The 24,377-nt window shown below is 32.3% G+C and carries 23 protein-coding genes; 6 read left to right on the forward strand and 17 right to left on the reverse strand.

What is annotated here, in order from left to right:
* Positions 1–7: 7 nt before the first annotated feature.
* The 6 genes from ccoG to ACEN2I_RS09610 all read right to left on the reverse strand — a co-directional run bounded on the left by ccoG (position 8) and on the right by ACEN2I_RS09610 (position 7,414).
* The gene (gene ccoG, locus ACEN2I_RS09585) at positions 8–1,426 is read right to left on the reverse strand and encodes a cytochrome c oxidase accessory protein CcoG (RefSeq protein WP_441765881.1); all 1,419 of its coding nucleotides are present in this window, start codon (positions 1,424–1,426) and stop codon (positions 8–10) included.
* 5 nt (positions 1,427–1,431) lie between these two features.
* Positions 1,432–2,373, reverse strand: a complete 942-nt coding sequence (locus tag ACEN2I_RS09590) for a cbb3-type cytochrome c oxidase N-terminal domain-containing protein (protein ID WP_441765882.1) — start codon at positions 2,371–2,373, stop codon at positions 1,432–1,434.
* Position 2,374: 1 nt separating this feature from the next.
* Positions 2,375–2,569, reverse strand: a complete 195-nt coding sequence (locus ACEN2I_RS09595) for a CcoQ/FixQ family Cbb3-type cytochrome c oxidase assembly chaperone (protein ID WP_441765883.1) — start codon at positions 2,567–2,569, stop codon at positions 2,375–2,377.
* A 7-nt stretch (positions 2,570–2,576) separates the two neighbouring features.
* Positions 2,577–4,757, reverse strand: coding sequence for a cytochrome-c oxidase, cbb3-type subunit I (gene ccoN, locus ACEN2I_RS09600; RefSeq protein ID WP_441765884.1), 2,181 nt, complete (start codon positions 4,755–4,757; stop codon positions 2,577–2,579).
* Positions 4,758–4,759: 2 nt separating this feature from the next.
* Positions 4,760–4,951, reverse strand: a complete 192-nt coding sequence (gene ccoS, locus ACEN2I_RS09605; RefSeq protein WP_441765885.1) for a cbb3-type cytochrome oxidase assembly protein CcoS — start codon at positions 4,949–4,951, stop codon at positions 4,760–4,762.
* Between the two features lie 81 nt (positions 4,952–5,032).
* Positions 5,033–7,414 carry a heavy metal translocating P-type ATPase gene (locus ACEN2I_RS09610; protein ID WP_441765886.1) on the reverse strand — a complete coding sequence of 794 codons (2,382 nt, stop codon included), beginning with the start codon at positions 7,412–7,414 and terminating at the stop codon, positions 5,033–5,035.
* A 186-nt stretch (positions 7,415–7,600) separates the two neighbouring features.
* On the opposite strand from ACEN2I_RS09610, the gene ACEN2I_RS09615 reads away from it, so the two are divergent.
* Positions 7,601–8,287 (forward strand): Crp/Fnr family transcriptional regulator, encoded by a 687-nt coding sequence (locus ACEN2I_RS09615; RefSeq protein ID WP_441765887.1) that lies wholly within the window; start codon positions 7,601–7,603, stop codon positions 8,285–8,287.
* Here ACEN2I_RS09615 and mazG read toward each other — a convergent pair.
* The 3 genes from mazG to def form a co-directional block, all read right to left on the reverse strand.
* On the reverse strand, positions 8,282–9,052 hold the full coding sequence (mazG, locus tag ACEN2I_RS09620; protein ID WP_441765888.1) for a nucleoside triphosphate pyrophosphohydrolase: 771 nt from the start codon (positions 9,050–9,052) through the stop codon (positions 8,282–8,284). The genes ACEN2I_RS09615 and mazG overlap by 6 nt on opposite strands.
* 98 nt (positions 9,053–9,150) lie before the next feature.
* Positions 9,151–9,630 carry a DUF5606 family protein gene (locus ACEN2I_RS09625; RefSeq protein WP_441765889.1) on the reverse strand — a complete coding sequence of 160 codons (480 nt, stop codon included), beginning with the start codon at positions 9,628–9,630 and terminating at the stop codon, positions 9,151–9,153.
* A 37-nt stretch (positions 9,631–9,667) separates the two neighbouring features.
* Positions 9,668–10,258: a peptide deformylase gene (gene def / locus ACEN2I_RS09630; protein WP_441765890.1), complete on the reverse strand. Its 591-nt coding sequence runs from the start codon at positions 10,256–10,258 to the stop codon at positions 9,668–9,670.
* Between the two features lie 194 nt (positions 10,259–10,452).
* Here def and ACEN2I_RS09635 point away from each other — a divergent pair, with 194 nt between their 5' ends.
* Positions 10,453–12,675: an FUSC family membrane protein gene (locus ACEN2I_RS09635; RefSeq protein ID WP_441765891.1), complete on the forward strand. Its 2,223-nt coding sequence runs from the start codon at positions 10,453–10,455 to the stop codon at positions 12,673–12,675.
* Between the two features lie 46 nt (positions 12,676–12,721).
* Here the strand turns inward: ACEN2I_RS09635 and ACEN2I_RS09640 are convergent, their stop codons facing one another.
* The 4 genes from ACEN2I_RS09640 to ACEN2I_RS09655 form a co-directional block, all read right to left on the reverse strand.
* Positions 12,722–14,215 (reverse strand): malate:quinone oxidoreductase, encoded by a 1,494-nt coding sequence (locus ACEN2I_RS09640; RefSeq protein ID WP_441765892.1) that lies wholly within the window; start codon positions 14,213–14,215, stop codon positions 12,722–12,724.
* Between the two features lie 125 nt (positions 14,216–14,340).
* A complete protein-coding gene (gene ruvX / locus ACEN2I_RS09645; protein ID WP_294923097.1) occupies positions 14,341–14,757 on the reverse strand; it encodes a Holliday junction resolvase RuvX in 417 nt (138 codons plus the stop codon).
* A 23-nt stretch (positions 14,758–14,780) separates the two neighbouring features.
* A complete protein-coding gene (locus tag ACEN2I_RS09650) occupies positions 14,781–15,515 on the reverse strand; it encodes a class I SAM-dependent methyltransferase (RefSeq protein WP_441765893.1) in 735 nt (244 codons plus the stop codon).
* A gap of 153 nt (positions 15,516–15,668) precedes the next feature.
* Complete coding sequence (locus ACEN2I_RS09655; protein ID WP_441765894.1) at positions 15,669–16,298, reverse strand: PAS domain-containing protein; 630 nt, start codon at positions 16,296–16,298, stop codon at positions 15,669–15,671.
* Positions 16,299–16,555: 257 nt separating this feature from the next.
* On the opposite strand from ACEN2I_RS09655, the gene ACEN2I_RS09660 reads away from it, so the two are divergent.
* Positions 16,556–17,371, forward strand: coding sequence for a 2,3,4,5-tetrahydropyridine-2,6-dicarboxylate N-succinyltransferase (locus ACEN2I_RS09660; protein ID WP_441765895.1), 816 nt, complete (start codon positions 16,556–16,558; stop codon positions 17,369–17,371).
* Between the two features lie 87 nt (positions 17,372–17,458).
* On the opposite strand, the gene ACEN2I_RS09665 is transcribed toward ACEN2I_RS09660, so the two are convergent.
* Positions 17,459–18,217, reverse strand: coding sequence for a lipopolysaccharide kinase InaA family protein (locus ACEN2I_RS09665; RefSeq protein ID WP_441765896.1), 759 nt, complete (start codon positions 18,215–18,217; stop codon positions 17,459–17,461).
* A gap of 64 nt (positions 18,218–18,281) precedes the next feature.
* Here ACEN2I_RS09665 and ACEN2I_RS09670 point away from each other — a divergent pair, with 64 nt between their 5' ends.
* Complete coding sequence (locus ACEN2I_RS09670; RefSeq protein WP_441765897.1) at positions 18,282–19,343, forward strand: glycosyltransferase family 9 protein; 1,062 nt, start codon at positions 18,282–18,284, stop codon at positions 19,341–19,343.
* 14 nt (positions 19,344–19,357) lie between these two features.
* Here ACEN2I_RS09670 and ACEN2I_RS09675 read toward each other — a convergent pair whose 3' ends face one another.
* Positions 19,358–20,188: a glycosyltransferase family 2 protein gene (locus ACEN2I_RS09675; RefSeq protein WP_441765898.1), complete on the reverse strand. Its 831-nt coding sequence runs from the start codon at positions 20,186–20,188 to the stop codon at positions 19,358–19,360.
* Positions 20,189–20,242: 54 nt separating this feature from the next.
* Here ACEN2I_RS09675 and ACEN2I_RS09680 point away from each other — a divergent pair, with 54 nt between their 5' ends.
* Entirely contained in the window at positions 20,243–20,980 is a 738-nt protein-coding gene (locus ACEN2I_RS09680; RefSeq protein WP_441765899.1) for a glycosyltransferase family 2 protein, read from the forward strand.
* Here ACEN2I_RS09680 and ACEN2I_RS09685 read toward each other — a convergent pair.
* Together ACEN2I_RS09685 and ACEN2I_RS09690 are read right to left on the reverse strand one after the other, a co-directional pair.
* Complete coding sequence (locus tag ACEN2I_RS09685; RefSeq protein WP_441765900.1) at positions 20,972–21,694, reverse strand: polysaccharide deacetylase family protein; 723 nt, start codon at positions 21,692–21,694, stop codon at positions 20,972–20,974. The two genes, ACEN2I_RS09680 and ACEN2I_RS09685, sit on opposite strands and share 9 nt — an antisense overlap.
* Positions 21,695–22,039: 345 nt before the next feature.
* Positions 22,040–22,813, reverse strand: coding sequence for a DUF5672 family protein (locus ACEN2I_RS09690; protein ID WP_441765901.1), 774 nt, complete (start codon positions 22,811–22,813; stop codon positions 22,040–22,042).
* Positions 22,814–23,187: 374 nt separating this feature from the next.
* Here ACEN2I_RS09690 and ACEN2I_RS09695 point away from each other — a divergent pair, with 374 nt between their 5' ends.
* The gene (locus ACEN2I_RS09695) at positions 23,188–24,375 is read left to right on the forward strand and encodes a glycosyltransferase (protein ID WP_441765902.1); all 1,188 of its coding nucleotides are present in this window, start codon (positions 23,188–23,190) and stop codon (positions 24,373–24,375) included.
* Positions 24,376–24,377 lie beyond the last annotated feature (2 nt).

Raw genomic sequence — 24,377 nt, forward strand, 5'->3', positions numbered from 1 at the left:
GTAGTATTTAATTAAAACTTCTTGGACCTAAAAAGTTTGTAGTAGTAGTTTGAAGTAATTCCTTGCTATTGTAAACGCCAATTTTAACCTTTGTTTTATCACTTTCTAATAAGTCCTCATCAATTTCTATAAATAATGTTCCTTGCGAAATCCCTTCTTTTTGTATTTTAAAATGTGCTTTTCCAACATTTTTAATTTCACCTTTCTTATCAATCAATTCAAAATGAATATCGCTGTAATCTTTCATTGTTTTGTTTACGATTTTATACGTGTAAACGTTACTAATTTTATCGCCTTTGTGCTGAAACAATTGTCCCGGCAAACGTAAAATAATAGCTTCGACATTGGTTCTTAAAAACAGCATTCCGACAAAAACACTCAATAAAATGAATAGCACAGCTGTGTATCCTTTCATTCTTGCTGTGAATTTAAAAGGCTCTTTTCTGGCTATTTCATCTTCAGAAGCATAACGAATAAGCCCTTTCGGCAAACCAACCGTTTCCATGATTGTATCACATTCATCGATACAGGCTGTGCAGTTGGTACACTCCAACTGAGTTCCGTTTCTAATGTCAATTCCCATTGGGCAAACATACACGCACTGATGACAATCGATACAATCTCCTTTTCCGGTTGCAGTTCTGTCTTCTTTTTTATTAAACTTGGCGCGTCCCTCTTCCTTTTCTCCACGTACAAAATCGTATGATACATTAATCGATTTATTATCTAAAAGCACACCCTGCAATCTTCCATAAGGACAGGCAATAATACAAACCTGCTCGCGAAACCAGACAAATACAAAATAAAAAATGCCTGTAAAAATAAGTAAAGCAATAAAATTACTTGCCTGCGAAACAGGTCCTTCTTCGATCATTAGAAACAAAGCATTACTACCCACCAGATAAGCCAGAAAAACATTGGCAATTCCGAAAGAAATCAGAAAAAACACAAACCATTTGAAAACTCTTTTGCGAATTTTTTCTAAATTCCATTCTTGTCTCGCCAAACGTGACTGAGAACCGCGGTCACCATCAATCCAATATTCAATTCGGCGGAAAACCATTTCCAGAAAGATGGTCTGTGGACATATCCAGCCACAAAAAATTCTCCCAAAAATAACCGTAAACAAAATAACAAACACAACGCCAACGATCATAGATACTACAAAAAGATAAAAATCCTGTGGCCAGAATGGAAAACCAAAAATATTAAACCGACGTTCCATAATATTGAACATCATAAATTGATTTCCGTTAACTTTTATAAACGGATTAGCAATTAAAATAGCCAATAAAATATAACTGACCATCTTTCGGTATTCATAGAACTTACCAGACGGTTTTTTAGGAAAAATAAATTTTCGATTACCGCTTTCATCAAGTGTTCCAATGGTATCTCTAAAAGCTTCGTCTGGTAAATTTGACATGATTATTATTTTTTAATTGCTGTACTATCTTTTGGTTTACCTGCAGCATTATCCGTTTTTGGAGCACTTTCATCTACCCAAATTTTACCTTCAGCTTCTTTTGGTTCTTTTGGATTACTTCCTTGTAAAGACAGAATATAACTTGCTACTTTTTGAATTTCTTTTGGCTTTAAACCATTAGTTTTCCAGGAAACCATTCCTTTTCCGTCACGTCCCCCATTGGTTATGGTATGAAAAACATTTTTTATTCCACCTCCTAAAATCCAATGATCATCAGTAAGATTTGGACCAATTTGTCCACCGGCATCTGCTCTGTGGCAAGCTGCACAATTCATCATAAAAATCTCTTTACCAGCGGCTAGGCTAGGTTCATCTGTCAATAAAACAACCGTTTTTTCGTCCATCAAATCCGGAGCCGTTTTAAGATATTCCTCTACATCATTTTTTGCCTGAGCCATTTCTTTTTTCAATTCAGTTTCCTGATTATCGGCCCCAAAAACCTCATAACGGGCAAAATATACGACTCCAAAAATAATCGTCCCATAAAATAAATAGACCCACCAGGGTGGTAAATTATTGTCCAGTTCTTTGATGCCATCGTAATCATGATGCATCAACAACTCCCCCTCCTTTTCAATTGGTTCAGTCTTGGTTAGTTTATGCATGAGGTTTTTATACCAACTGCTTTCTTTTAAACTTAGACTATCTTCATATTCTAATTTTGCCTTTTCTTCTGGTGACATTAATTGATACATTACCCTATTTACAGCACTTAGCGTAATTTCGATAGCAATTAAAATAAACAGGAACACAAACAAAAAGACAGAAACCATTGGGTACTTTACAAAAGCAGGTCTGTCGCCTGAATCGATAAAGTATTCCATCAAAACAAAAACGATGAAGAAAATCAATGGTAATCTTACATATACTGGAAAAAACTTTTTCATCTTAATTATCTTTTGAAATTGTACTAAGTCCTTCATTTAAAGGGATTTCACTCATTTCCTCAATTTTATCTTTTTTATAGGAGAACACCCAAAAACCTAAGCCTACAAAAAAGAAAAAGAAAATCAGAAGAGAGATAATCGGGTAAATTTCTATCCCCGATATCGTCTCCATATTGTGTTTTATTTGCTCAAACATAATCCAGTTATTTAGAAATTTCTTTTACTTTAATATCAGTTCCAAGTCTTTGTATATAAGCAATTAAGGCTACAATTTCTCTTTCATTCATCGGAACAAATTTTTCTCCTTTAGCTGTTGCTCTCTTTTTACTTTCTTCATAGCTTTTTACAAAATCCGGATCATTTTCAAGATTTTTTTCTATCGAAATGGCCTGAGCTCTCAAGTTTTTTAAACCATTAGCAACTTCAGCATCTGAATAGGGAACCCCTAATGAAACCATTGCCTTCATTTTCTTCTGAGTCAATGAAATATCCATTGCTTCGTTGTCAAATAACCATTTATATCCTGGCATGATCGAACCTGCAGAGGTACTTTGCGGATTCCACATATGATTGAAATGCCAGTTATCATTATATTTACCGCCTACTCTTAGCAAATCCGGTCCTGTACGTTTTGATCCCCAAAGGAAGGGATGATCATACACAAATTCACCTGCTTTTGCCTGTGGACCATATCGCTCAACTTCACTTCTAAATGGGCGGACAGATTGTGAGTGGCACCCAACACAGCCCTCACGGATATATAAATCACGGCCTTCCAGTTCTAAAGGTGTATATGGCTTTACACTTGAAATTGTTGGAATATTCGATTTTACCATAATCGTTGGTACAATCTGAATAATACCTCCAATTAAAATAGCGATTGTAGCTAAAATGGTCAATTGAATTGGTTTTCTTTCTAACCAGGAATGGAATTTTTCTCCATTAATTCTACTGCTTTTAATACTTTGTAAAGCTGGAGCCTGAGCCAATTCGTCTTCTATAGGATTTCCTGCTCTTATGGTCATGATAATATTATAAACCAATATCAGCATCCCGATAAGATACAGGGTACCTCCAATAGCTCTCATCCAGTACATGGGCATAATCTGCGTAACCGTTTCAAGGAAATTCCCATAGGTTAAAGTACCATCAGGATTGAATTGTTTCCACATTGAAGCCTGCAGAAAACCTGCCACATACATGGGTACAGTATACAAGATGATTCCTAAAGTTCCTATCCAAAAGTGAAAATTGGCTAGTTTCTTTGAAAACAAAGCACTTTTTGTCATTCTGGGAATCAGCCAGTAAATGATACCAAAAGACATAAATCCGTTCCACGCCAATGCGCCTACGTGAACATGTGCAACGATCCAATCTGTGTAATGTGCTATTGCGTTTACATTTTTTAATGAAAGCATAGGGCCTTCAAAAGTGGCCATTCCGTATCCGGTAATAGCTACAACGAAGAATTTCAAAACTGGTTCTTCACGAACTTTATCCCAGGCTCCTCTTAATGTCAGAAGTCCGTTGATCATTCCTCCCCAGGAAGGGGCAATAAGCATTATAGAAAATGCAACACCTAAATTTTGAGCCCAATTTGGTAAAGCCGAATACAATAAATGGTGAGGGCCTGCCCAGATATAGATAAAAATTAAAGACCAAAAATGGATAATTGAAAGCCGATAAGAATATATAGGACGATTTGCTACTTTAGGAATAAAATAATACATCAATCCTAAAAATGGAGTCGTCAGGAAAAAAGCTACTGCATTATGACCGTACCACCATTGTACCAAAGCATCCTGAACACCCGCATAAACGGAATAACTTTTCCATGCCGAAACAGGAATTTCAATATTATTGAAAATGTGTAAAACTGCAACCGTAACAAATGTAGCAAGGTAAAACCAAATGGCAACATACAAATGACGCTCTCTCCTGCGTAACATCGTACCAATCATATTGATACCCATTACAACCCAAATCAAGGCAAGAACAATATCAATAGGCCATTCCAGTTCAGCATATTCTTTTGATGAAGTATACCCTAATGGTAATGTGATAGCTGCTGCCACAATAATAAGCTGCCAGCCCCAAAAGTGCAAATTGCTCAAAAAATCACTAAACATTCTGGCTTTCAGCAACCGCTGTAAAGAGTAATACATTCCTGCAAAAAAGGCATTTCCTACAAAGGCAAAAATTACCGCATTCGTATGTAAAGGTCTTAATCGCCCGTAGCTTAACCACGGTATTCCGTCAGTAATGTTGGGAAAAAGATACATAACCGCGAGGGTTAGTCCTACTAACATTCCCACTACCCCAAAAAGGATGGTAGCGTAAATAAATTTCTTTACAATTTTGTTATCATAATAAAACTGTTCCATAATTATACTTGTTTTTCTTCGGTTTTTGTTTGATTATTTTGGGAGTTTATTTTCGTTTCGTCATCGAAAAGCATTCTGACTGATGGGGTGTAATCATCGTCATACTGCCCCGATTTAACTGCAATTATAAAAGCAATAAAAAATCCGATTGCAACGAAGATACTGACTGAAATCAATAGGTAAATGACACTCATATTCTTGATCTATACAGGCAAAATTAGTCTCTTACTTATTCTTAAAATATGATATTTATCATAATAGGATGACATCCTGATTTATTTTTGATTTGCATAAAAATTACTCATCAGAGTTACAAAACTGACAATCGTAATAGTGCTCAAAGGCATAATAATTGCAGCTACCAGTGGCAATAAATTTCCTGTTATGGCAAAACCTAAACCGACAACATTATACAGCAATGAAAGCATAAAACTCATCTTGATTATACGAATGGATTTTTGAGATAATTTCAGAAAATAATCCAAACGGGAGAATTCGCTGGCATCCAGAATAGCATCACAGGCAGGAGAAAATACATTGACATTTTCTGAAATTGAAATTCCAATATTGCTTTGTGCAAGTGCTCCGGCATCGTTTAATCCATCGCCAACCATCATTACATTCAATCCTTTTTCTTGTAATTGTTTGATATAGTTGAGTTTTTGCTCCGGTTTTTGGTTAAAAATGAGTTGTGTATTTTTAGGTAAAATGGTTTCGAGATTGGGTCTTTCGCCATCATTGTCTCCGGAAAGTACTTTTATCTGATAATTTTGACTTAAATCAACAAACAATTTTTCTAGGCCTTTTCGGTATTGATTTTCAAAAATGAATCTGCCGTAATATGTTCCATCAATTTTAATGTGAAGTGCAGTTTTTTCAGTTTCTACAGTTTCTAAATCTGGTGCAGTAACAAATGTTGCCGAACCTATTTGAACCGCTTTATTATCAAAACTGCCCTGAATTCCTTTGCCTGTTATTTCCTGAAAATCATCAATTCTAATCTTTTTTATTTCAGGTAAGAAATCATACAACATTCGGCTTAAAGGATGATTGGAAGCCCGAAGCACATTTTTTATAACAATATTATTTTCATCCGAAAGTGGATTTCCCTGGTAAATAATATTGGATTTTTTATTGGTCGTAATGGTCCCTGTTTTATCAAAAACAATAGTATCTACTTTTGCTAATTGTTCTATAACTAAAGCATTTTTAAGATACATTTTTTGTTTACCCATAATTCTGAGAACGTTGCCAAAGGTAAATGGTGCAGTTAAGGCAAGCGCACATGGACAAGCCACAATCAATACAGCGGTAAAAACAGTAAAGGCAGTATTGGCTTCTACAAAAATCCAATATCCAAAACCGGCAAATGCTATCAGCAGTAAAATTGGGGTAAAATACCGACTGATGGCATCTGTAATAGTTTTGTGTTTTTGAAATACTTTTTTCTGAAAAATTTCATTGCTCCACAATTGTGTCAGATAACTTTGTGAAACGGAATGCAAAACTTCCATTTCTATTACTTTTCCAATTTGTTTTCCTCCGGCAAAAACTTTATCGCCTGATTTTTTTGTAATAGGAACGGCTTCTCCGGTAACAAAACTATAATCGATTTCGACTTTTTCGCTAATTAAAACACCATCAACAGGAATTAATTCCTGATTACGAATCAACAATCGGTTTCCTTTTTCAATATCATAAACCGGAACGCTTTCTTCTGATGAATCTGAATTGATTCGGGTTACTGCAATAGGAAAATAGGATTTAAAATCGCGTTCAAAACTTAAAAAACTATAGGTTTTAGTCTGGAACATTTTTCCCAAAAGCATAAAGAAAACCAGACTCGCCAAACTATCAAAAAAGCCTGGTCCGTTATCCATTAGCATATCATATGTACTTCGAATAAACATGACGATAATACCTAATGCAATCGGAATATCAATGTTTAACATTCTGGTTTTAATGCTATGATAAGCAGAAATATAATACCCACTTGCTGAATAGAGAAAACTGGGCAATGCCAGAATAAAAATCAAAAACCTGAAAAAAGGTTTATAATTGTCCAGCCAGAACTCCCTTATTTCGAAATATTCCGGAAATGAAAGCAACATGATATTTCCAAAACAAAAAAAAGCAACACCTAATTTATAAGTCAGGCTTCTGTCAACATTTGTCTTTCCAGTTTCATAGTTTTCCAAACTAATGTAAGGTTCGTAACCGATAGAGCCCAATAAATAAACCACATCCTTAAGTGAAATTATATTTGAATCGAATGTGATTCGTACTTTCTTTTCATGAAAATTAACTTCTGATGTACTTATTCCAGTTTCTATTTTATTGAGGTTTTCTAAAATCCAAATGCAGGAACTGCAATGAACATTCGGAATATTTAAGGAAACAATAGCCTTGTTTCCTTCCTGAAACTCCAGTAATTTTGAAATAATCGATTCATTATCTAAAAAATCATATTTACCCTGAATATCTTGTGCACTTGCTCCCGGAGATTTTTCAAAATCATAGTAAGAAGTTAAATTGTGAAGACTGAAAATTTCATAAACCGTTTTACAGCCCTTGCAGCAAAAATCTTTTTGATCAAAATGAATTATTTTATTTTCAGGAATGGTCAATCCACAGTGAAAACAACTTTGCCCAATCATAACTTTTCTTTTTTTACTATGCAAAGGTTATAATAGCAAAAGGTTATAAATATGATATTTATCATAAGTGAGCCAAAAAAATTAATGAGATTTACTATTCAGAAAGATTATTTTCTATAACTTTTCAGATCGCATTGAAGGTATCAAGTCGAATTATTGTTAATTTTGCAGTAAATAAATTTTACTATGAACAAATGTGACCAATGTATTGTAAGGCAGCTTAGTTCCCTTAAAGCGCTTAATAAAGAAGAAGTCATACAATTGGCTAATAGTAAAACGACCCACAAAATAAAAAAAGGAGAAGCTATCTTTGAAGAAGGAGAAGTAACCAATGGTGTTTTCTGTGTAAAAGACGGTATTGGTAAACTTTCTAAACTAAGTGCCAACGGAAAAGACCAGATCATAAAACTCGTAAAATCTGGAGAACTTTTAGGGCAGCGCTCGATGATCAGCAACGAGCCGGCCAATTTATCGGCTAAAGCTGTAGCAGATATGGAAGTTTGTTTTATTCCTAAATCAGAAATTATTCATTTCTTTAATAACAACAACCAATTTTCGTTAAATCTGATGCAATCTGTTTGTGAAGATTTGAAAGAATCTGAAAATGATAAAATTGCACTGGTACAAAAAACAGTAAAACAACGTTTAGCCGAAACCTTACTGCATTTACACGATGCTTTTGGTGAAAACACAGATAAGACTTTGCAAGTTCAGCTTACACGAGAAGAATTAGCCGGTATGATCGGTACGGCTACCGAAAGCTGTATCCGCTTACTTTCTGATTTTAATAAATTGGAATTAATAGAATTGGTTGGTAAAAAAATTGTTCTCAAAAATGTAAAAGCCTTAAAAAAACTGGCTGAACAATTATAGCTTTTTCGCTTCATTCCAAAATACATCCATTTCTGCCAAGGTCATATCCATCAAAGGTTTTCCTAATTCTCCAGCTTTGCTTTCTAAATACTGAAAACGCTTTATAAATTTTTTATTGGTTCGTTCTAAAGCATCTTCGGGATTTACATTTAAAAATCTTGCATAATTTATCATCGAGAATAAAACATCTCCAAATTCGGCTTCAATTTTATCCTGATCTCCGGATTTAACCTCAACTTGCAGTTCTTCCAGTTCTTCCTTAACTTTATCCCAAACCTGATGTGGTTCTTCCCAATCAAAGCCAACGCCTTTTACTTTGTCCTGGATTCTGCTAGCCTTTACCAAGGCGGGTAAACTTCGGGGAACCCCTTCTAGAACTGATTTTTTACCCTCTTTGAGTTTTAGCTTTTCCCAATTTTGTTTTACTTCTTCTTCATCTTTAACCACAGTATCGCTGTAAATATGAGGATGACGATGTATCAGTTTTTCACAAATTTCATTACATACATCAGCGATGTCAAAATCATTTGTTTCAGAACCTATTTTGGCATAAAAAATAATATGCAAAAGCAAGTCTCCAAGTTCTTTTTTAACTTCATTCAGATCATTATCCAGAATAGCATCTCCCAATTCATAAGTTTCTTCTATGGTTAAATGTCTCAATGTCTGTAAAGTTTGCTTTTTATCCCAAGGACATTGTTCACGCAGTTCATCCATTATAATTAACAACCTTTCGAAAGCTTTAAGCTGAAGTTCCTTGCTCATATTATTATTATTTTTTTCTAAAACCCAATAGTGTAAAAGTAAAAAATCCTGTCAAGAAAACATCTTAACAGGATTAATATATTTGAATGTAAAGACTCCTATTCTTCTTTTTTAGCTTTTGTTTTTTTAGCAGGTGCTTTTTTTGCAGGCTCTTCTACAGCAATATCTTCAGATGTTGAAGTGGCTGCAGGAGCTTCATCAGTTACTAAACCTTTTGCCTGAAGCATATTATACCAGTTTAATATTTTTTTAATATCAGATGGATACACTCTATCTTCATCATATTCAGGCAAAATTTCTTTGAAATAAGCTGTTAATTTTGCATTATCTTCTTTATGTGAAATTGCCTGACCTTTGCTTTCTTTAACCGCAATACGCTGCATTACTTCTGTCAAAGGTTTCTCGCCTTCGTAAGTATAAATTGAAATTTCAGACAATAAACTTACGTTGCTTTTTAAGTTTACAGTAATTTTTTTTCCGTCTAATAATGATTCTGCCACAAAGCCTGTACGAGTTTGTACTTTCAATACGTATAAACCCGGTTTCCCAGAAATGGCTAAAATTTTCTCTAAATTCATGTTTATTAAATTAGTATTAAGAATTTGCTGTATTATATTATCTTCCTTTTTTAGCGGATGCAAATTTCATTCTGTATTCCTGAAAAGTTTTACCTTCGGTAATGTTTTTTAATTTCTTCTGAATTAAACGTTTTTTTAGAGATGATATTTTATCTGTAAATAAAATCCCTTCAATGTGGTCATACTCATGCTGAATAACCCTTGCAATCAAACCATCGAAAACTTCTGTTTTCATAACAAAATCTTCTTCACAATATTCAATTGTTACGGTTGGTTTTCTATATACATCTTCTCGAACGTCAGGAATACTTAGGCAGCCTTCATTAAAGCTCCATTCTTCTCCTTCTTCCTGAATAATTTTAGCATTAATAAATGTCTTTTTAAAACCTTTTAAATCCTTTTGTTCCTCCTCTAGTAAATCTTCATCATCACTAAAAGGAGTTGTATCAATTACAAATAAACGAATTGCTATACCTACCTGCGGTGCAGCAAGTCCTACACCGTAAGCATTGTACATAGTCTCATACATATTTGCAATAGTATCTTTTAAGTTTGGATAATCCGGCATAATTACCTCACCAACTTTTCTTAAAACAGGATCCCCATATCCTACAATTGGTAAAATCATCTATATTGTTTTATTTTATTTACTGAAAACGTTGATTTAATCAATGAATTCAGTAGGCAAAAATAGTAAAAAAAGTGAATGAACATTTTAAAATAATATATTAAATGCCATTTTTCAATTACTGTTAAAATCAAAACTATAATTGTGCCAAATTAATTCGTACAATTCTTACCTTTGTCTGTAAACCAATTTATATGCTTGAACGTATTGCAAAATTCACCAACAGTACTTCTTTTTTAAACGCCACAAAAGTAACCATTGCTTCAGTAGTACCTGTTTTAATTTTGAATTTTTTAGGATCTTTTGAAATTGGATTCACCATTGCTTTGGGTGCTTTTTTTACCTATCCGAGTGATATACCAAGTACCTTGACGCATAAAATAAAAGGACTGATTGTCGCTTCTTTAATTGTCTCCGGGGTTAATTTATTAATTAATTTTGTGTATCCTTATCCTTATCTATTTTATCCTTTTCTGGGATTTTTGCTTTTTTTATGTTCCATGATATCTGTTTATGGACAACGGGCAACTTTAGTTTCCTTTTCAGCGTTAATTTCTATTTCTTTATCATTTGGACATTTACATGAAGGATGGGAAGCTTTTGAATACTCAGGTTATATCTTTATTGGAGGAATTTTGTATTTAATTGTTTCTCTTATTTTTCATTTTGTACAACCTTATAAATATATTGAACTTGAAATTGCAGAAGCAATTAAATTAACTGCAAAATACTTAAAGCTAAGAGGCGATTTATGGAGTCCTGAAGCGAACAGAAAAACAATCATTGAAAAACAATTGGGTATACAGGTAAAACTAAATGAAATTCATGAAGATTTGCGAAAGGTACTTATTGGAAACCAAAGCAGCTCTGCGACTACAAGTCAAAACCGAAAGATGTTACTTGTTTTTATTACTTTGGTTGAAATACAGGAATTGGCTTTATACACTTCTTTTGATCACAGCAAAATTCATGAAAAATTCAATAAACATCCAAATGTTTTACGAACTTATCAAAATGTAGCTTATAAACTCGCCTCAACTTTAAAAAAAATTTCAAAAAATGTTCATCATATAGCCTTGTATGTTGACAAACAAGATTTGAAAAATGAACTTGATGCCCTTGAATTTGCCATATTTGACTACGAAAAAACATTAGGTAAAGAAGAAGCCGGTGAAGGAGTCCTGATGCTTACCAACATGTTGAAATATGCTAAAAATCAGGTTGGAAAGATAAAAATTATTCAGCGCGCACTTTCTCTTGCCATGCAGTCTTATAAATTAAAAGATAAAGATAAAGAGCTCGAAAAATTTTTGACTCCACAATATTATCCCTTGCGTACATTGACTGAAAATTTGAGTTTCTCCTCATCAATTTTCAGACATTCAGTTCGATTAACCATTACTATTCTGATAGGTTTTATTATTGGGAAATTTTTGCCGTTTCAGAATGTATATTGGATTTTATTGACCATCATAGTAATCATGCGACCTGGTTATGGTTTAACCAAAGAGCGTTCCTATAATCGTATTTTCGGTACTATCTTAGGGGGATTACTTGCATTTGGAATTGTTTCAGTTGTACAAAACCATGTAGCTTTGAGTATTTTTTCAATTATTTGTATGCTTCTTGGAATTTCTTTCACACAGATCAATTACAAGATCAGTGCTACCTTCGTGACGATGTATGTCGTTTTTATTTACGGGATTTTAGTCCCGGATGTTGTTGAAGTAATTCAGTTCAGGATTTTAGATTCATTAGCCGGAGCCATTTTAGCTTTTCTTGCCAATCAGTTTTTATGGCCGGCATGGGAATTTATTAATACACCAATACATATTGAAAATTCAATTCGCGCCAATCGGGTTTATCTTAAAGAAATTGCGGATTTTTATAATAAAAAAGGAGAAATACCTACTTCTTACAGATTAGCCAGAAAAAATGTTTTTATAGAAATTGGGAACTTAATGACGTCTTTTCAGCGTATGATGCAGGAGCCAAAATCAAAGCAAAAAACGCTTCCGTTGGTCAATAAATTAGTGGTTTTAAATCACTCTCTACTTTCGGCTTTAGCTTCCTTATCAACCTATATTCAATCACACCAAACCACATCAGCTTCAGAATCATTCAATTACATCATTAAAACCATTTTATTAAATTTAGATCATTCTATTTCGACTTTAAAAAATGAAACCCTCCTAACCGATACTTTTTTTGGTAAGGAAGATGTGACTTTACAATTTGAAGAAATGAAACGCAACAACTTGACTCGTTTAGCGACAGATAAATACCTGGATAAAGAAACAAGACAAGCTCAAATGCAAGAAGCTCAAATGGTAATTGAGCAACTGATCTGGATGAGTAACTTGGCTGAAAAAATATTAAAAATCACGAAAGACTTTAAAGCAACAAATCCAGATTAATTCATCTGGATTTGTTGCTTTATATAAAGTAAATTGAAAAAATTACTTATTTTAATTTTAAAACTTCAGAAGTTTGTTTTCTAATTTCTGTTAAAAGCTCAGGTTTATCGTTTAAAGTTTGTCCGTAAGAAGGAATCATATTTTTTAATTTTGCTTCCCACTCCGGTGTTTTAATTTTATCTGAAAAACATCTGCCAATCAAATCAACCATAATTGAAACTGCCGTAGAAGCTCCTGGAGACGCTCCTAACAAAACTGCTAAAGTTCCGTCATGTGTATTGATTACTTCTGTTCCAAATTCTAAAACTCCACCTTCTTTTTCATCTTTTTTGATAACCTGAACACGCTGACCAGCTTTCTCCAAAACCCAATCCTTAGATCGTGCTGTTGGCAAATATTCACGCAGAGCTTTAATTCTGTCTTTTGGAGACTGACGTACCTGCTCAATTAAATATTTAGTCAAAGGAATATTATGAAATCCCGCTGATAACATTGGTATTAAGTTGTTTGCTTTTATGGATAAAGGCAAATCTAAATAAGATCCGTTTTTTAAGAAACGAGTTGAAAATCCTGCAAAAGGTCCAAAAAGCAAAGCTTTTTCCCCATCGATTACACGAGTATCAATATGTGGAACCGACATTGGAGGAGCTCCAACACTTGCTTTTCCATATACTTTTGCCTGATGTTTAGCGATAACATCAGGGTTCGTACATTTTAACCATTGACCACTTACCGGAAAACCTCCATAGCCATTTCCTTCCGGTACATTTGCTTTTTCCAATAATGGTAATGAACCTCCTCCGGCACCAATAAATACAAATTTGGTATATGCCTTACGTTTTTGTCCTGTTGCAATATCCGTTATTTTAATTCTCCAAGTTTTATCATCATTTTGTCTTAATTTTTTGACCTCATGATTAAAATACAAAGACACACCATCTAATTTTTCTAAATAATTAAACATACTTCTGGTCAAAGCACCAAAATTCACATCGGTACCTATTGCCATACTAGTTGCTGCCAGTTTTTCGTCAGGCTGTCTTCCTTCCATTACAAGTGGCATCCATTGTTTTAATTGCTCAAAATCAGTACTAAAAAGCATTTCAGCAAATAACGGATTTTTTTGTAAAGCCTCAAAACGTGTTTTAAGGTATTGAACATTTTTTTCTCCCCATACAAAACTCATGTGAGGCACACTTTTAATAAAATTTTCAGGTGAAGGAACCTTATTTTGCTGTACCAAATAAGACCAAAACTGACGTGAAATCTCAAAAGACTCGGCAATACTAATGGCTTTTTTAGGATCTACTGAGCCATCAGCCTTTTCAGGGGTATAATTTAATTCACAAAAAGCAGAATGTCCGGTTCCTGCATTATTCCATGCATCAGAGCTTTCGGCTGCAGCAACATCTAATCTTTCGTAAATTTCTATCTTGATATCTGGTTGTAATTCTTTCAAAATTACCCCAAGAGTAGCACTCATAATTCCAGCTCCAATAAGCACTACTTCACTCTTAGAACGTATTGTATTGTCAGACATAACACTATTTTATTTTAAAATGCAAAGGTACTTTTTATAATTTCAAAAAAAAACTATTTTTCGCATGATAAAAGTTAGAAAATCATATTTTTTTCTAAATAAAGTGAAATTTATAGGCCTAAAAGTTAAAAACGATTAGAAGAAAGATAGTCCTGAAGCATAATCGTTGCGGAAATTTCATCAATCAGTCCTTTGTTCTGACGCTGCTTTTTGCTTAGTCCGCTATCGATCATGGTTTGAAAAGCCATTTTTGAAGTAAAACGCTCATCTACACGAACCACTTTCATATCCGGAAAAATATTCGAAAAATGTGTTACAAAACCTTTTACAATAGAAGCACTTTCTGAAGGTTGACCATTCATTTGTTTTGGCTCGCCAATTAAAACTGCTTCCACTTTTTCTTTAGCAAAATAGTCTTTCAGAAAATCAATAACAGTATTAGTTGGGATAGTAGTTAATCCTGAAGCTATAATCTGCATTTCGTCGGTCACAGCAATTCCGGTGCGTTTTTGTCCGTAGTCTATAGAGAGAATTCTTGGCATTTTGTAATTTTTATCAAAGATAACTATTTTAATTTTCCGATTCTCAGCAACAATGGAAATGTAACTTTGTGATCATTCCTCTGCCACGTAGCCTTCAAATCATCGTAAATCAAATTTATCGGATTTTGATTGTTTTTTGAAATATAATGCTGCACCGAAGACCAAGTTTGAAGATATCCTATTAATGCTTCAAAAGTCCAGGTAAATTGATTTTGAAATTCCTGTACTGGAATTTCTTCAAATGGAAACGGAATTGTCTCATAATTTTTATCCAGATATTTTCTTTCCGAATCCCAATAAGATCCCACGATATCATAATAAAAATATCTCAAAATCTTATCTGAATCTGGATTCGTCGAAAACAATCCATAACCCATTACTGCAAAAACACCTTCCGGTTTTAATATTCGGTAGATTTCCTTATAAAACTCTTCAAAACCAAACCAATGTAGAGCCTGTGCTACTACGATTAAATCAAATTTCTGATTTTCGAAGGAAGTTTTTTCGGCAGATTCTTTACTATACATTATATTATAAGCCTGAATCGCATTGTCCAGTTGTTTTTGACTTATATCAGTAGCAAATACCTTTTCGAAATGAGTAGAAAGTTTATGTGCCACCTGGCCGTTTCCGGTGGCAAGATCAAGTGCTACCGCTTTTTTATTGACAAATGAAATTATGTATTCTATCATTTCCTCAGGATATTGTGGACGAAATTTAGAATAATCAGCCGCCTGTTTTGAAAAGTTATCTTTCATTAATTTCATTTTTATAATGATATTATAAATGTACACCATTTATATGTTAATCATCTTTTAGCAAACGCATAAGAGCAAAAAAATCCGTCCTGAAAAAACTCAGAACGGATTTTAACCTAATTTAAAAACAACTAAAAATTATTATTAATATGTTTATCTGCCAAATAATCTGCTAAAAAAACCTCTCTCCTCTTCTTCATCTTCTGCCTTCATTTCGTAATTAGAAAATTTTGACTGCGCTTTTTCATGCTCATAAATCAACTCTTTAATATATTCAATGTACGTTCTCTTTTTTTCTTCGAGAAAACCAATCAAATATTTTTCGCTAAACTCAACTCCACTGGCTGTTTCGATTTGCTGTAGCTTTTTATAAAGAGGTTCAATATGTAGTGAAATAACTTCCTGAGGTACAGATTGTCGTCTTGCAAAATAATTTACGATCACTCCTTTTTCATCTTTTGCAATTTCAAAATCAGTAATCACCCAATAATATCTTCCGGATTTAGCTAAGTTTTTTACAATAGCATGAAAGTTTTTTCCTTGTTTCAGGTTTTCCCAAAGCACTTTAAAAATAACTTTAGGCATATCCGGATGGCGAATAATATTATGTGGCTGTCCCATTAATTCATAATCCTCGTAACCAGAAACATCTACAAAAACTTCATTGGCATATTCTATAATACCAAAAGCATTTGTTTTGCTCATGATTACTTGTGTTTTGTCCCATGTGACTTCTTTGTCAATAACTGCTATTCGGGCTTGAAGCTGGTTTTCCTGATTCATAATGGCTTATTAGTTTATTTAAAATTATCTTTAATTCTTAACTATGTGAGGAATTATGATGCAAAACTAATCAGAACAAAAATTACCAAATCTGATTTTTATCATGTGATAACATTAAATAAAGAACATTTTTAGAGCCATTCTACACCTGAGAGAATTTCCAAATTAAACACAAAAAGTTAAATTTGTAACATTTTCAAACTGATTTACTTTTTTGATTTTATACAAATACCATATCTTTGCCAAAAATTAAACTTATGAATTCTTTACAGACTATAATTGAAAAAGCTTGGGAAAACAGAGCTTTATTACAGGAAGAAGCGACTACTAATGCGATCAGAGAAGTTATCGAATTATTAGATTCTGGAAAACTTCGCGTTGCTGAACCAAAAGGTGATGGATGGCAGGTTAACGAATGGGTAAAAAAAGCTGTTGTGATGTACTTCCCAATTCAAAAAATGGAAACATTAGAAGCAGGAATTTTCGAATACAACGACAAAATGTTATTGAAAAGAGATTATGCTGAAAAAGGAGTTCGTGTAGTTCCCGGAGCATCTGCCCGCTATGGTTCTTATATTTCAAGCGGTGTTATCATGATGCCAAGTTACGTAAACATTGGTGCTTATGTTGATGCCGGAACAATGGTTGATACCTGGGCGACTGTAGGTAGTTGTGCTCAAATTGGAAAAGACGTTCACTTAAGTGGCGGTGTTGGTATTGGTGGCGTTTTAGAGCCATTGCAAGCTGCTCCTGTTATCATTGAAGATGGTGTTTTTGTAGGTTCACGCTGTATTGTGGTAGAAGGTGTTCACGTAGGAAAAGAAGCTGTTTTGGGAGCAAATGTATGTTTGACCGCTTCTACTAAAATTATTGACGTTACTGGTGATGAGCCTGTTGAAATGAAAGGATTTGTTCCTGCACGTTCAGTAGTAATTCCTGGAAGTTATACTAAAAAATTCGCTGCAGGTGAGTTTCAGGTTCCATGTGCTTTGATTATCGGTACACGTAAACCATCAACAGATTTGAAAACTTCATTAAATAATGCATTGAGAGAATATGATGTAGCAGTTTAATTTAAATTCCAATATTTTAAATTCCAAATTCCAAACTATCAATTTGGAGTTTGGAATTTTTTATTTCAAGATCCATATGATTGGTGTTTATTTCCTGCCTATTTTTCTTTTCAAATATTTCTTCTTAGTAGTTTTTCTTTTGAATTGAGTAGTTTTTTCCAAAAGGATGGCATGTAATTTTTCTTCAGATTCATTGCTTAATTTGGCATATGCCTTCGCTATTACTTTTACCATCGTTTTAGATAACCACATTTTCTTAAAATTATCCATTCGTTTCTCGATAGATAAATTTTGGAAATTCATTCGGTTTAGATCTATGAGATAGAATTCATATTTACCAGAATCTTTTTTTACAACCAAAGTATTTCCAGGGGAATGGTCTAAAAAGTTAACTTTTGCTTCGTGCATTTTGAAAGTAAATTCTGCAAATTGTTCTAGAATTATATTACGCTCTAAAAATAACGGATCATGAATTAGTTCCCGAATTGTAAAATCATAATCTACTTGCTGTGAGATATAATAGCTGTCTTTCAAAAGTCCAAAACTAGTTCTATTTTCAATATATGCAATTGGAAAAGGAGTCAAAATAGCATGTTTAATCAAATATTTAGCATAATCAAAAGAACGTTTGGCTTTCGTGCTTCTAAAAAAAGAGTAAATAATTGATTTAAACCATCCCGGCTTTTGAAAAAATTTAATATTTACTTTTTCATCCCCAAGAAAGTTAGATTTTATAATATTTCGGGCACCCTTAACAATCAAGTCTCCATCAGTTAAAAAACCGGTAACCAGTTGAGGAATAGAATTTTCTTGATTTTTATATTTTGGATGAACGATAATTTTCACGATGTCTGAATTTATTTTGGTTTAAAAGTATAAAAAATAGTACTTTGCGGCAAGAAATAGTTTTATGAAGAAAGTTCTAATCATACAAAATAAGCGTATTGGCGATGTTTTAATCAGTTCCGTGATTGCTAATAATTTTAAAGCAAAATATCCGGATAGTGAAGTTCATTTTATGGCTTACGATTTTACTCATGGAGTAATTTTGAATAATCCAAATATTGATAAAATCATTTCTATCAATGATAAGGAATTAAAAAAACTCCCTGTTTTGTTTCAACTAATTCGTAAGATCAGAAAAGAAAAATACGATATAATTTTTGACCCTTATTCAAAAACACAAAGTAAACTTATTTGTAAGCTCTCAAAAGCTAAACAAACCATTGGCCATAAAAGCCGAAAAAAAATTGGCAATTGGGGATATTACACGCATCCTGTGACCATTTCTAAAGAAAAAACCAAAATTTGCGGAAAAGCAATTGAGGATAGAATTCATTTATTAAGCCAGGCAGGTAATTTTGAACCTATTAATTACGAACCGAAAATATTTTTAACCGAAGAAGAAAAAGAACAAGATTGGCTAAGCAAATATGCTGACAAGAAAGTTATTGTTTTAGGTATTTTAGGAAGCACTCCGCAAAAATCGATGCCGTATGAATATGTAGCCGAAATGGTAGATTTTATTACTTCAAAATATGATGTGAATATTCTTTTTAATTATGCACCGCATCAAAAGGAGCAAGCACAAAAAATCTATGAAATGTGCCAAAATAAATTCAATATCATTGTAGATATTTATGCCAAAAACATCCGTGATTTTATCAAATTAATGAACCAATGTGCACTTTTGGTTTCTAATGAAGGTGGAACGGTACACATAGCAAAAGCTTTAAACAAACCTACTTTTACAATTTTTTCTCCTTATGTAAACAAAGATCACTGGGCAAGTTTTGAAGATGGAAAATTTCACCACTCTGTACATTTACTGGAAATGAAACCTAATTTATTTGATAGTTTTACTTTTGAGGAACGCAAAAAAATAGAGAAAAATCCCGATGAACTATACAAGCAGCTAACTCCTGAAATGATACTTCCTGAATTGGGTAACTTTTTGAAAAACAATTTATAATAAAAAAGCAACCTTTAAACGGTTGCTTTTTTATTTACTATTCCAAAATCAGTCCATTTTTTCTTTTTAACTTTCGTTTCTTTTCGTATGTTTCTATTCTTGTTGATTGATTCCGGAGTAGCATAACCACGAGGATGATCAAGATGCAGGCAAGTTGTGCTGTATCGTATTTGTTTGGGTTTTATACCGTAATTAACCAATCGTTCTCCTAGTTCCCTGTCCTGGCCTCCATACTGCATGCGCTGGTCAAAACCATTAATAGCCAGAATATCTGCTTTCCAGCCGGAAGCATTATGACCATTCCAACTTGGAGTTGTAGGTGTCAAAAAGTTTAAAATTGAACTTTTTAAACCTGTTGCGCTTACTTTATTATTTTTGAAAGAGGATTTCATTCCGTTTTTCTTTAGCCAGGAAACATCAAAAGATTTTCCTGAATAAATATCATCTTTGGTGATATTTTGAGATAATTCCAAAGGTAATTTATGATATCCGCCCGAAAGGAAATAACCTTCTTCCCGAAACTTGATATGCTGTTCAACAAAGTCTGTACGCGGAATACAATCACCATCCGACATCATGATATAATCAGTCGTGCAGGCGAGTATCGCTTTATTTAAAATTTGTGATTTCTGAAAACCATTGTCTTCATGCCAAACATGAATAATTGGATAAAAAACTTCCTTTTTCAATTCTTCAATCAAGTCGAAAGTTTCCTGCCGTGAACCATCATCAGCAATAACCATTTCGAAGTTGCGATACGTTTGTGTATTGTAACCCCAAATGACTTTTTTAAGCCATTCAACAGAATTATAGGTGCTAATTATAACGGAAATATTCTTTTGCATAATACTGCAAAGATAACCCAAAATTGTTAATTTTGTTTTTCATAAAATAAAAAAATGAGCAAATTAACCGTAATAATTCCTACCTACAACGAGATTGATTATATAGAAGATGCCATCAAATCAATTGAATTTGCTGATGAAATTATTGTTATTGATTCTTTTAGTTCAGACGGTACGAAAGAAAAAGCAATAAAACTGGGATGTAAAGTTCTAGACAGGAAATTCGATAATTTTTCGAGCCAAAAAAACTATGCAATTGCTGAAGCTACAGGAGATTGGGTGTTGTTTATTGATGCTGATGAGCGGGTTTCTCAAAAACTGAAAATTGAAATTTTATCGGTCATTGAGAATGGAAAACATCAAGGATACAAACTTCAATTTCCTCATTTTTATATGAATCGTTTTCTATACCATAAAGTAGACAAAGTGGTTCGTCTGGTAAAAAATGATTCCATCTCTTTTTCAGGTGATGTTCATGAAAAACTCTTGTTTAAGGGAACTGCAGGTACTTTGAAAAATTTCATGATTCATTACACATACAAAGGACTTGCCCATCTGTTGCAAAAAAAAGATTCATATGCCTGGTTTCAGGCCAATACTGCTGTAAAAAAAGGAAAAAAAGCTGGCTATTTTCAATTAATATTCAAACCATTTTATCGTTTTTTTTCTTCTTATATCTTGAAAAGAGGTTTTATGGATGGTATTCCAGGTTTAGCATTAGCCAGTGTTAATGCTTATGGTGTTTTTTCAAGATATGCGAAGATTATTTTAATTGAGAAAGGTCTAAAATAATTTTAATTTCCCAAAACGTAATTTCAATTTAAACTTCAGCATATTATCTTCTCCTTTTATGTCGATTCGCATAATTTCATACGGATTCTTAAAAGGAAATTTATTTATTCTATTCCCAATTCTCAATCCTACTTTTACGTTATTTTGTTGTAAAGCTTTAGTAAATATAGATTTATTGGGTTCTTTTTTAGGGTAATTTCCGTAAGGATAAGCCAAAGCATTGTAGACTTTTAGACCGTTTTGTTCTACAATTTCAAAACATCGCGAAAAATCTATATTGATTTCAGCTTCATTTAAAGATGTGTACCTTTTATGTGCAAATGAATGCAGTCCTAACTCTACTCTATTATCCAATTGCTTCAATTGCTCTATTGACATGATTTTTTCTTTACCTAAATTCCATGAATCTACATTTCCAATGTATTCAAACGGAATAAAAAAAGTAGCTTTCAAGTCATACTTTTCAAGTAGAGGAACAGCATAAAGCATCTGATTTACAGTTACATCATCAAAAGTAATTATAATGCTTTTTGAATTTATTGAATCCTTATTTTCCAATTCAGAAAAATGGTATGTAGTATATCCTTTCTCTTTCAAATAAAAAAATTGGTCTTCTAAATTCTTATTAAAAATAGTAAGACCAATACTATTTTTATCATCAGAAACATTATGGTACATCAGTATAGGTAAACGTGTCATGTCTTTAAATTGCATTTAAATGTAAAATTATTACATTTGCAGTTCATAAACTTCTTTATGCAGGAAAATAATTTTTTTTCAAAAAAAGGTATCAATTTTGATGAGTACAATTCGCAATTAACATTAGAAGCTAAACAGCTGGCTAACCTATTGTACGAAAAGAAAATAAGACCCAATTACTTTCATTTTATCGCAATTCCTTTTGGAAATTTTGTGAAAAATTATTTTTTCAAGCTTCAAATTCTTAACGGGAAAGAAGGATTTATTATGTCTTACATACATGCCTTTTCAATCTTTAAAAAATATTTGTTTTTATGGCTTAAATATAGAAAAATGGAATAAAATTAATTTTTAACTTAATTAATATTTTTCCAACAATGGTTTCCAAAAATCAATCACTTTTGGTTTATTTATTCCATGGCATCCAAACGGAATTTGATTATTTATTATTTTGAGGGCGATTTTTGGTTTACGGTCTATTGCAAAATGTAAAGCTTCTTTATATCCTGGAATTTTAAAATCTTTACAAAACTCAGGTGCTTTTAACGACCAAAATACATCCTCAATTGCATAAATTGCCTTTTTTTCTGCTCTTAAAAAATCATCAATAAAAATTTCATGCTTTTTTGCAATTTTATAATGTGAACTTACCCTTCGTAATGAAAAACCGCCATTTCCTACTTTATAAAAAATTTGTTTGCGTTCCTTTTTCTTTTTAGAATCAAAAAGAGCAAGGATTTTATTTACAACCTTATTATGTCGAGTTGCAATCCACGGCGCACCTACATAATCATAACCTTTTGTACACCATTCTTTTAATACATCTTTAAACACAAAAGCATCCAATTGATAAATTAAAATGTACTCACTATCTGAAAATCTTTCGTAAAATTCAGAACTCAAGAGCAATTTATTATAACCGTCAATAGATTCAAAATAGTATTTAGGAAAGCTTTCTGGAGTAATTTTTAGATTTATTTGAGATAAATAGGAGTAATTTAATCCTTCTGGATGTAAAATTACAATTTCATAATCTTTTAAAACCTTACAACATTGTAAAAATGACTTCTCTTCAAGTTCGCCAAAAAATTCTCTATAAACAGGAACAACTACTCTTACCAAATGTTCAGCCATATATTTTATTTTATTCTAAATTATCAACCATGTTAATTTACAAAAGCTTCTTTTTCTTGAAATTTTATTAAAAAAATTGAAACAACATCACAAAGATAATTTTATAAACAATAAAATTTGATTATTCTAATTAAACTTACAATCAATTTAATCATAAATATTATGTGAAATAAAAAATATTTAAGCACAATTATATATAATTAAAATCGTTAAAAACCACTTAGTATACTTTAATCTCATTAATTATTATTTAATTTTATTGAAATTTATAAGCAACCTTTTTACAATTAAAACATCTTAATTTAAAAGAACAAAGAACTATATCTAATAATTATTTTCATTACAAATTAACAATCAAACGATTACAGAAAACCATGAAAATAATAAAGTCCATAAAAATACATTTTAAGAAAAAAAAGATCTTAAAAAAACAAAATATTACTTGCTTTCCTGAACTCGACAAATTCGATTTCAGTCAAAAAACAATTATTTTTATAAGTAATTCCTTACCGAAACATGATGAAGATTCAGGTTCAAACAGACTTAAGGAAATTATTGTTTCTTATAAGGAATTAGGTTTTAATTGTATTATTTGTGTTGAAAATATTCTTGAAATTGATAAATATGTTACATTCTATAATAATCTAGGAATCATTGTTTTTTTTGAAACTAATTTGTATAAAAATTACATTGCCTTTTTAAAATCGATACATCACATCGACTACATCTGGTACAATGGTCCAAAAAACTTTAATAAATATTTCTCTAAACTTTCTCAATGCTTTCCAAAGTCAAAATCAATATTTGACATGGTTGATATTCATTTCTTAAGATATAAAAGAGCGATTGAAATTGAACCTTATCGAATTTCTTTAAGAAAGAAATATTATGAATATTTTAAAATTGAGACTCAATTGGCAAAAAAAGCAGATGTTATTATTGCAATTTCAGAAGTGGAAAAGAAGATAATGTCTCAGTACTTAAATGAAAGTCAAATTTTGTTAATTTCAAATATACATTATTGCAAAATAGACGGAAATAAAATTGCTCCATTTGAAAATAGAAATGATATTTTATTTATTGGCTCCTCACACGAACCTAATATTGATGCAATTCATTACTTATATCATGAAATCATGCCAAAGGTTTGGCTTAAATTACCTAATATTAAGGTTAATGTAATAGGAAATGTAAAGAGTAAGATTCATTCAATCTCACATCCTAATTTCAATTTATTGGGATTTGTAGAAAACATCGAATCCTATTTTATTACCTCTAAATTGATGGTTGCACCTTTACGTTATGGCGCAGGAGTAAAAGGAAAAATAGGTCAATCTTTCGAATACTTTTTACCTGTAGTTACAACACCAATTGGTGCTGAAGGAATGTTTTTAGAAAATAAAAAGAATGCTTACATTTCTGAAACTGCAGATGAATTTTCAAAACAAATTATTACACTTTACAACGATAAAGAAATTTGGTCTAAACTATCAGACAACTCAACTGAGAGCCTTTATCCTTTCTCCAAAGAAAAATTAAAATCCGTATTAAAAGAGATTTAAAC

Origin of the sequence: Flavobacterium sp. W22_SRS_FK3 (assembly GCF_052113665.1) — a bacterium.
In the GTDB taxonomy this organism is placed as follows: domain Bacteria; phylum Bacteroidota; class Bacteroidia; order Flavobacteriales; family Flavobacteriaceae; genus Flavobacterium.

Bases quoted from the DNA above. Each gene is read 5' to 3' on its own strand.
- ACEN2I_RS09595 (WP_441765883.1), bottom strand. From the start codon at position 2,569: ATGTTTGAGCAAATAAAACACAATATGGAGACGATATCGGGGATAGAA.
- ACEN2I_RS09610 (WP_441765886.1), bottom strand. From the start codon at position 7,414: ATGATTGGGCAAAGTTGTTTTCACTGTGGATTGACCATTCCTGAAAAT.
- ccoN (WP_441765884.1), bottom strand. From the start codon at position 4,757: ATGGAACAGTTTTATTATGATAACAAAATTGTAAAGAAATTTATTTAC.
- ACEN2I_RS09660 (WP_441765895.1), top strand. From the start codon at position 16,556: ATGAATTCTTTACAGACTATAATTGAAAAAGCTTGGGAAAACAGAGCT.
- ACEN2I_RS09655 (WP_441765894.1), bottom strand. From the start codon at position 16,298: ATGAATCAGGAAAACCAGCTTCAAGCCCGAATAGCAGTTATTGACAAA.
- ACEN2I_RS09650 (WP_441765893.1), bottom strand. From the start codon at position 15,515: ATGAAAGATAACTTTTCAAAACAGGCGGCTGATTATTCTAAATTTCGT.
- ccoG (WP_441765881.1), bottom strand. From the start codon at position 1,426: ATGTCAAATTTACCAGACGAAGCTTTTAGAGATACCATTGGAACACTT.
- ACEN2I_RS09680 (WP_441765899.1), top strand. From the start codon at position 20,243: ATGAGCAAATTAACCGTAATAATTCCTACCTACAACGAGATTGATTAT.
- ACEN2I_RS09695 (WP_441765902.1), top strand. From the start codon at position 23,188: ATGAAAATAATAAAGTCCATAAAAATACATTTTAAGAAAAAAAAGATC.
- ACEN2I_RS09615 (WP_441765887.1), top strand. From the start codon at position 7,601: ATGAACAAATGTGACCAATGTATTGTAAGGCAGCTTAGTTCCCTTAAA.
- ACEN2I_RS09670 (WP_441765897.1), top strand. From the start codon at position 18,282: ATGAAGAAAGTTCTAATCATACAAAATAAGCGTATTGGCGATGTTTTA.
- ruvX (WP_294923097.1), bottom strand. From the start codon at position 14,757: ATGCCAAGAATTCTCTCTATAGACTACGGACAAAAACGCACCGGAATT.
- ACEN2I_RS09675 (WP_441765898.1), bottom strand. From the start codon at position 20,188: ATGCAAAAGAATATTTCCGTTATAATTAGCACCTATAATTCTGTTGAA.
- def (WP_441765890.1), bottom strand. From the start codon at position 10,258: ATGATTTTACCAATTGTAGGATATGGGGATCCTGTTTTAAGAAAAGTT.
- ACEN2I_RS09625 (WP_441765889.1), bottom strand. From the start codon at position 9,630: ATGAATTTAGAGAAAATTTTAGCCATTTCTGGGAAACCGGGTTTATAC.
- ACEN2I_RS09640 (WP_441765892.1), bottom strand. From the start codon at position 14,215: ATGTCTGACAATACAATACGTTCTAAGAGTGAAGTAGTGCTTATTGGA.
- ACEN2I_RS09685 (WP_441765900.1), bottom strand. From the start codon at position 21,694: ATGCAATTTAAAGACATGACACGTTTACCTATACTGATGTACCATAAT.
- ACEN2I_RS09690 (WP_441765901.1), bottom strand. From the start codon at position 22,813: ATGGCTGAACATTTGGTAAGAGTAGTTGTTCCTGTTTATAGAGAATTT.
- mazG (WP_441765888.1), bottom strand. From the start codon at position 9,052: ATGAGCAAGGAACTTCAGCTTAAAGCTTTCGAAAGGTTGTTAATTATA.
- ccoS (WP_441765885.1), bottom strand. From the start codon at position 4,951: ATGAGTGTCATTTACCTATTGATTTCAGTCAGTATCTTCGTTGCAATC.
- ACEN2I_RS09590 (WP_441765882.1), bottom strand. From the start codon at position 2,373: ATGAAAAAGTTTTTTCCAGTATATGTAAGATTACCATTGATTTTCTTC.
- ACEN2I_RS09635 (WP_441765891.1), top strand. From the start codon at position 10,453: ATGCTTGAACGTATTGCAAAATTCACCAACAGTACTTCTTTTTTAAAC.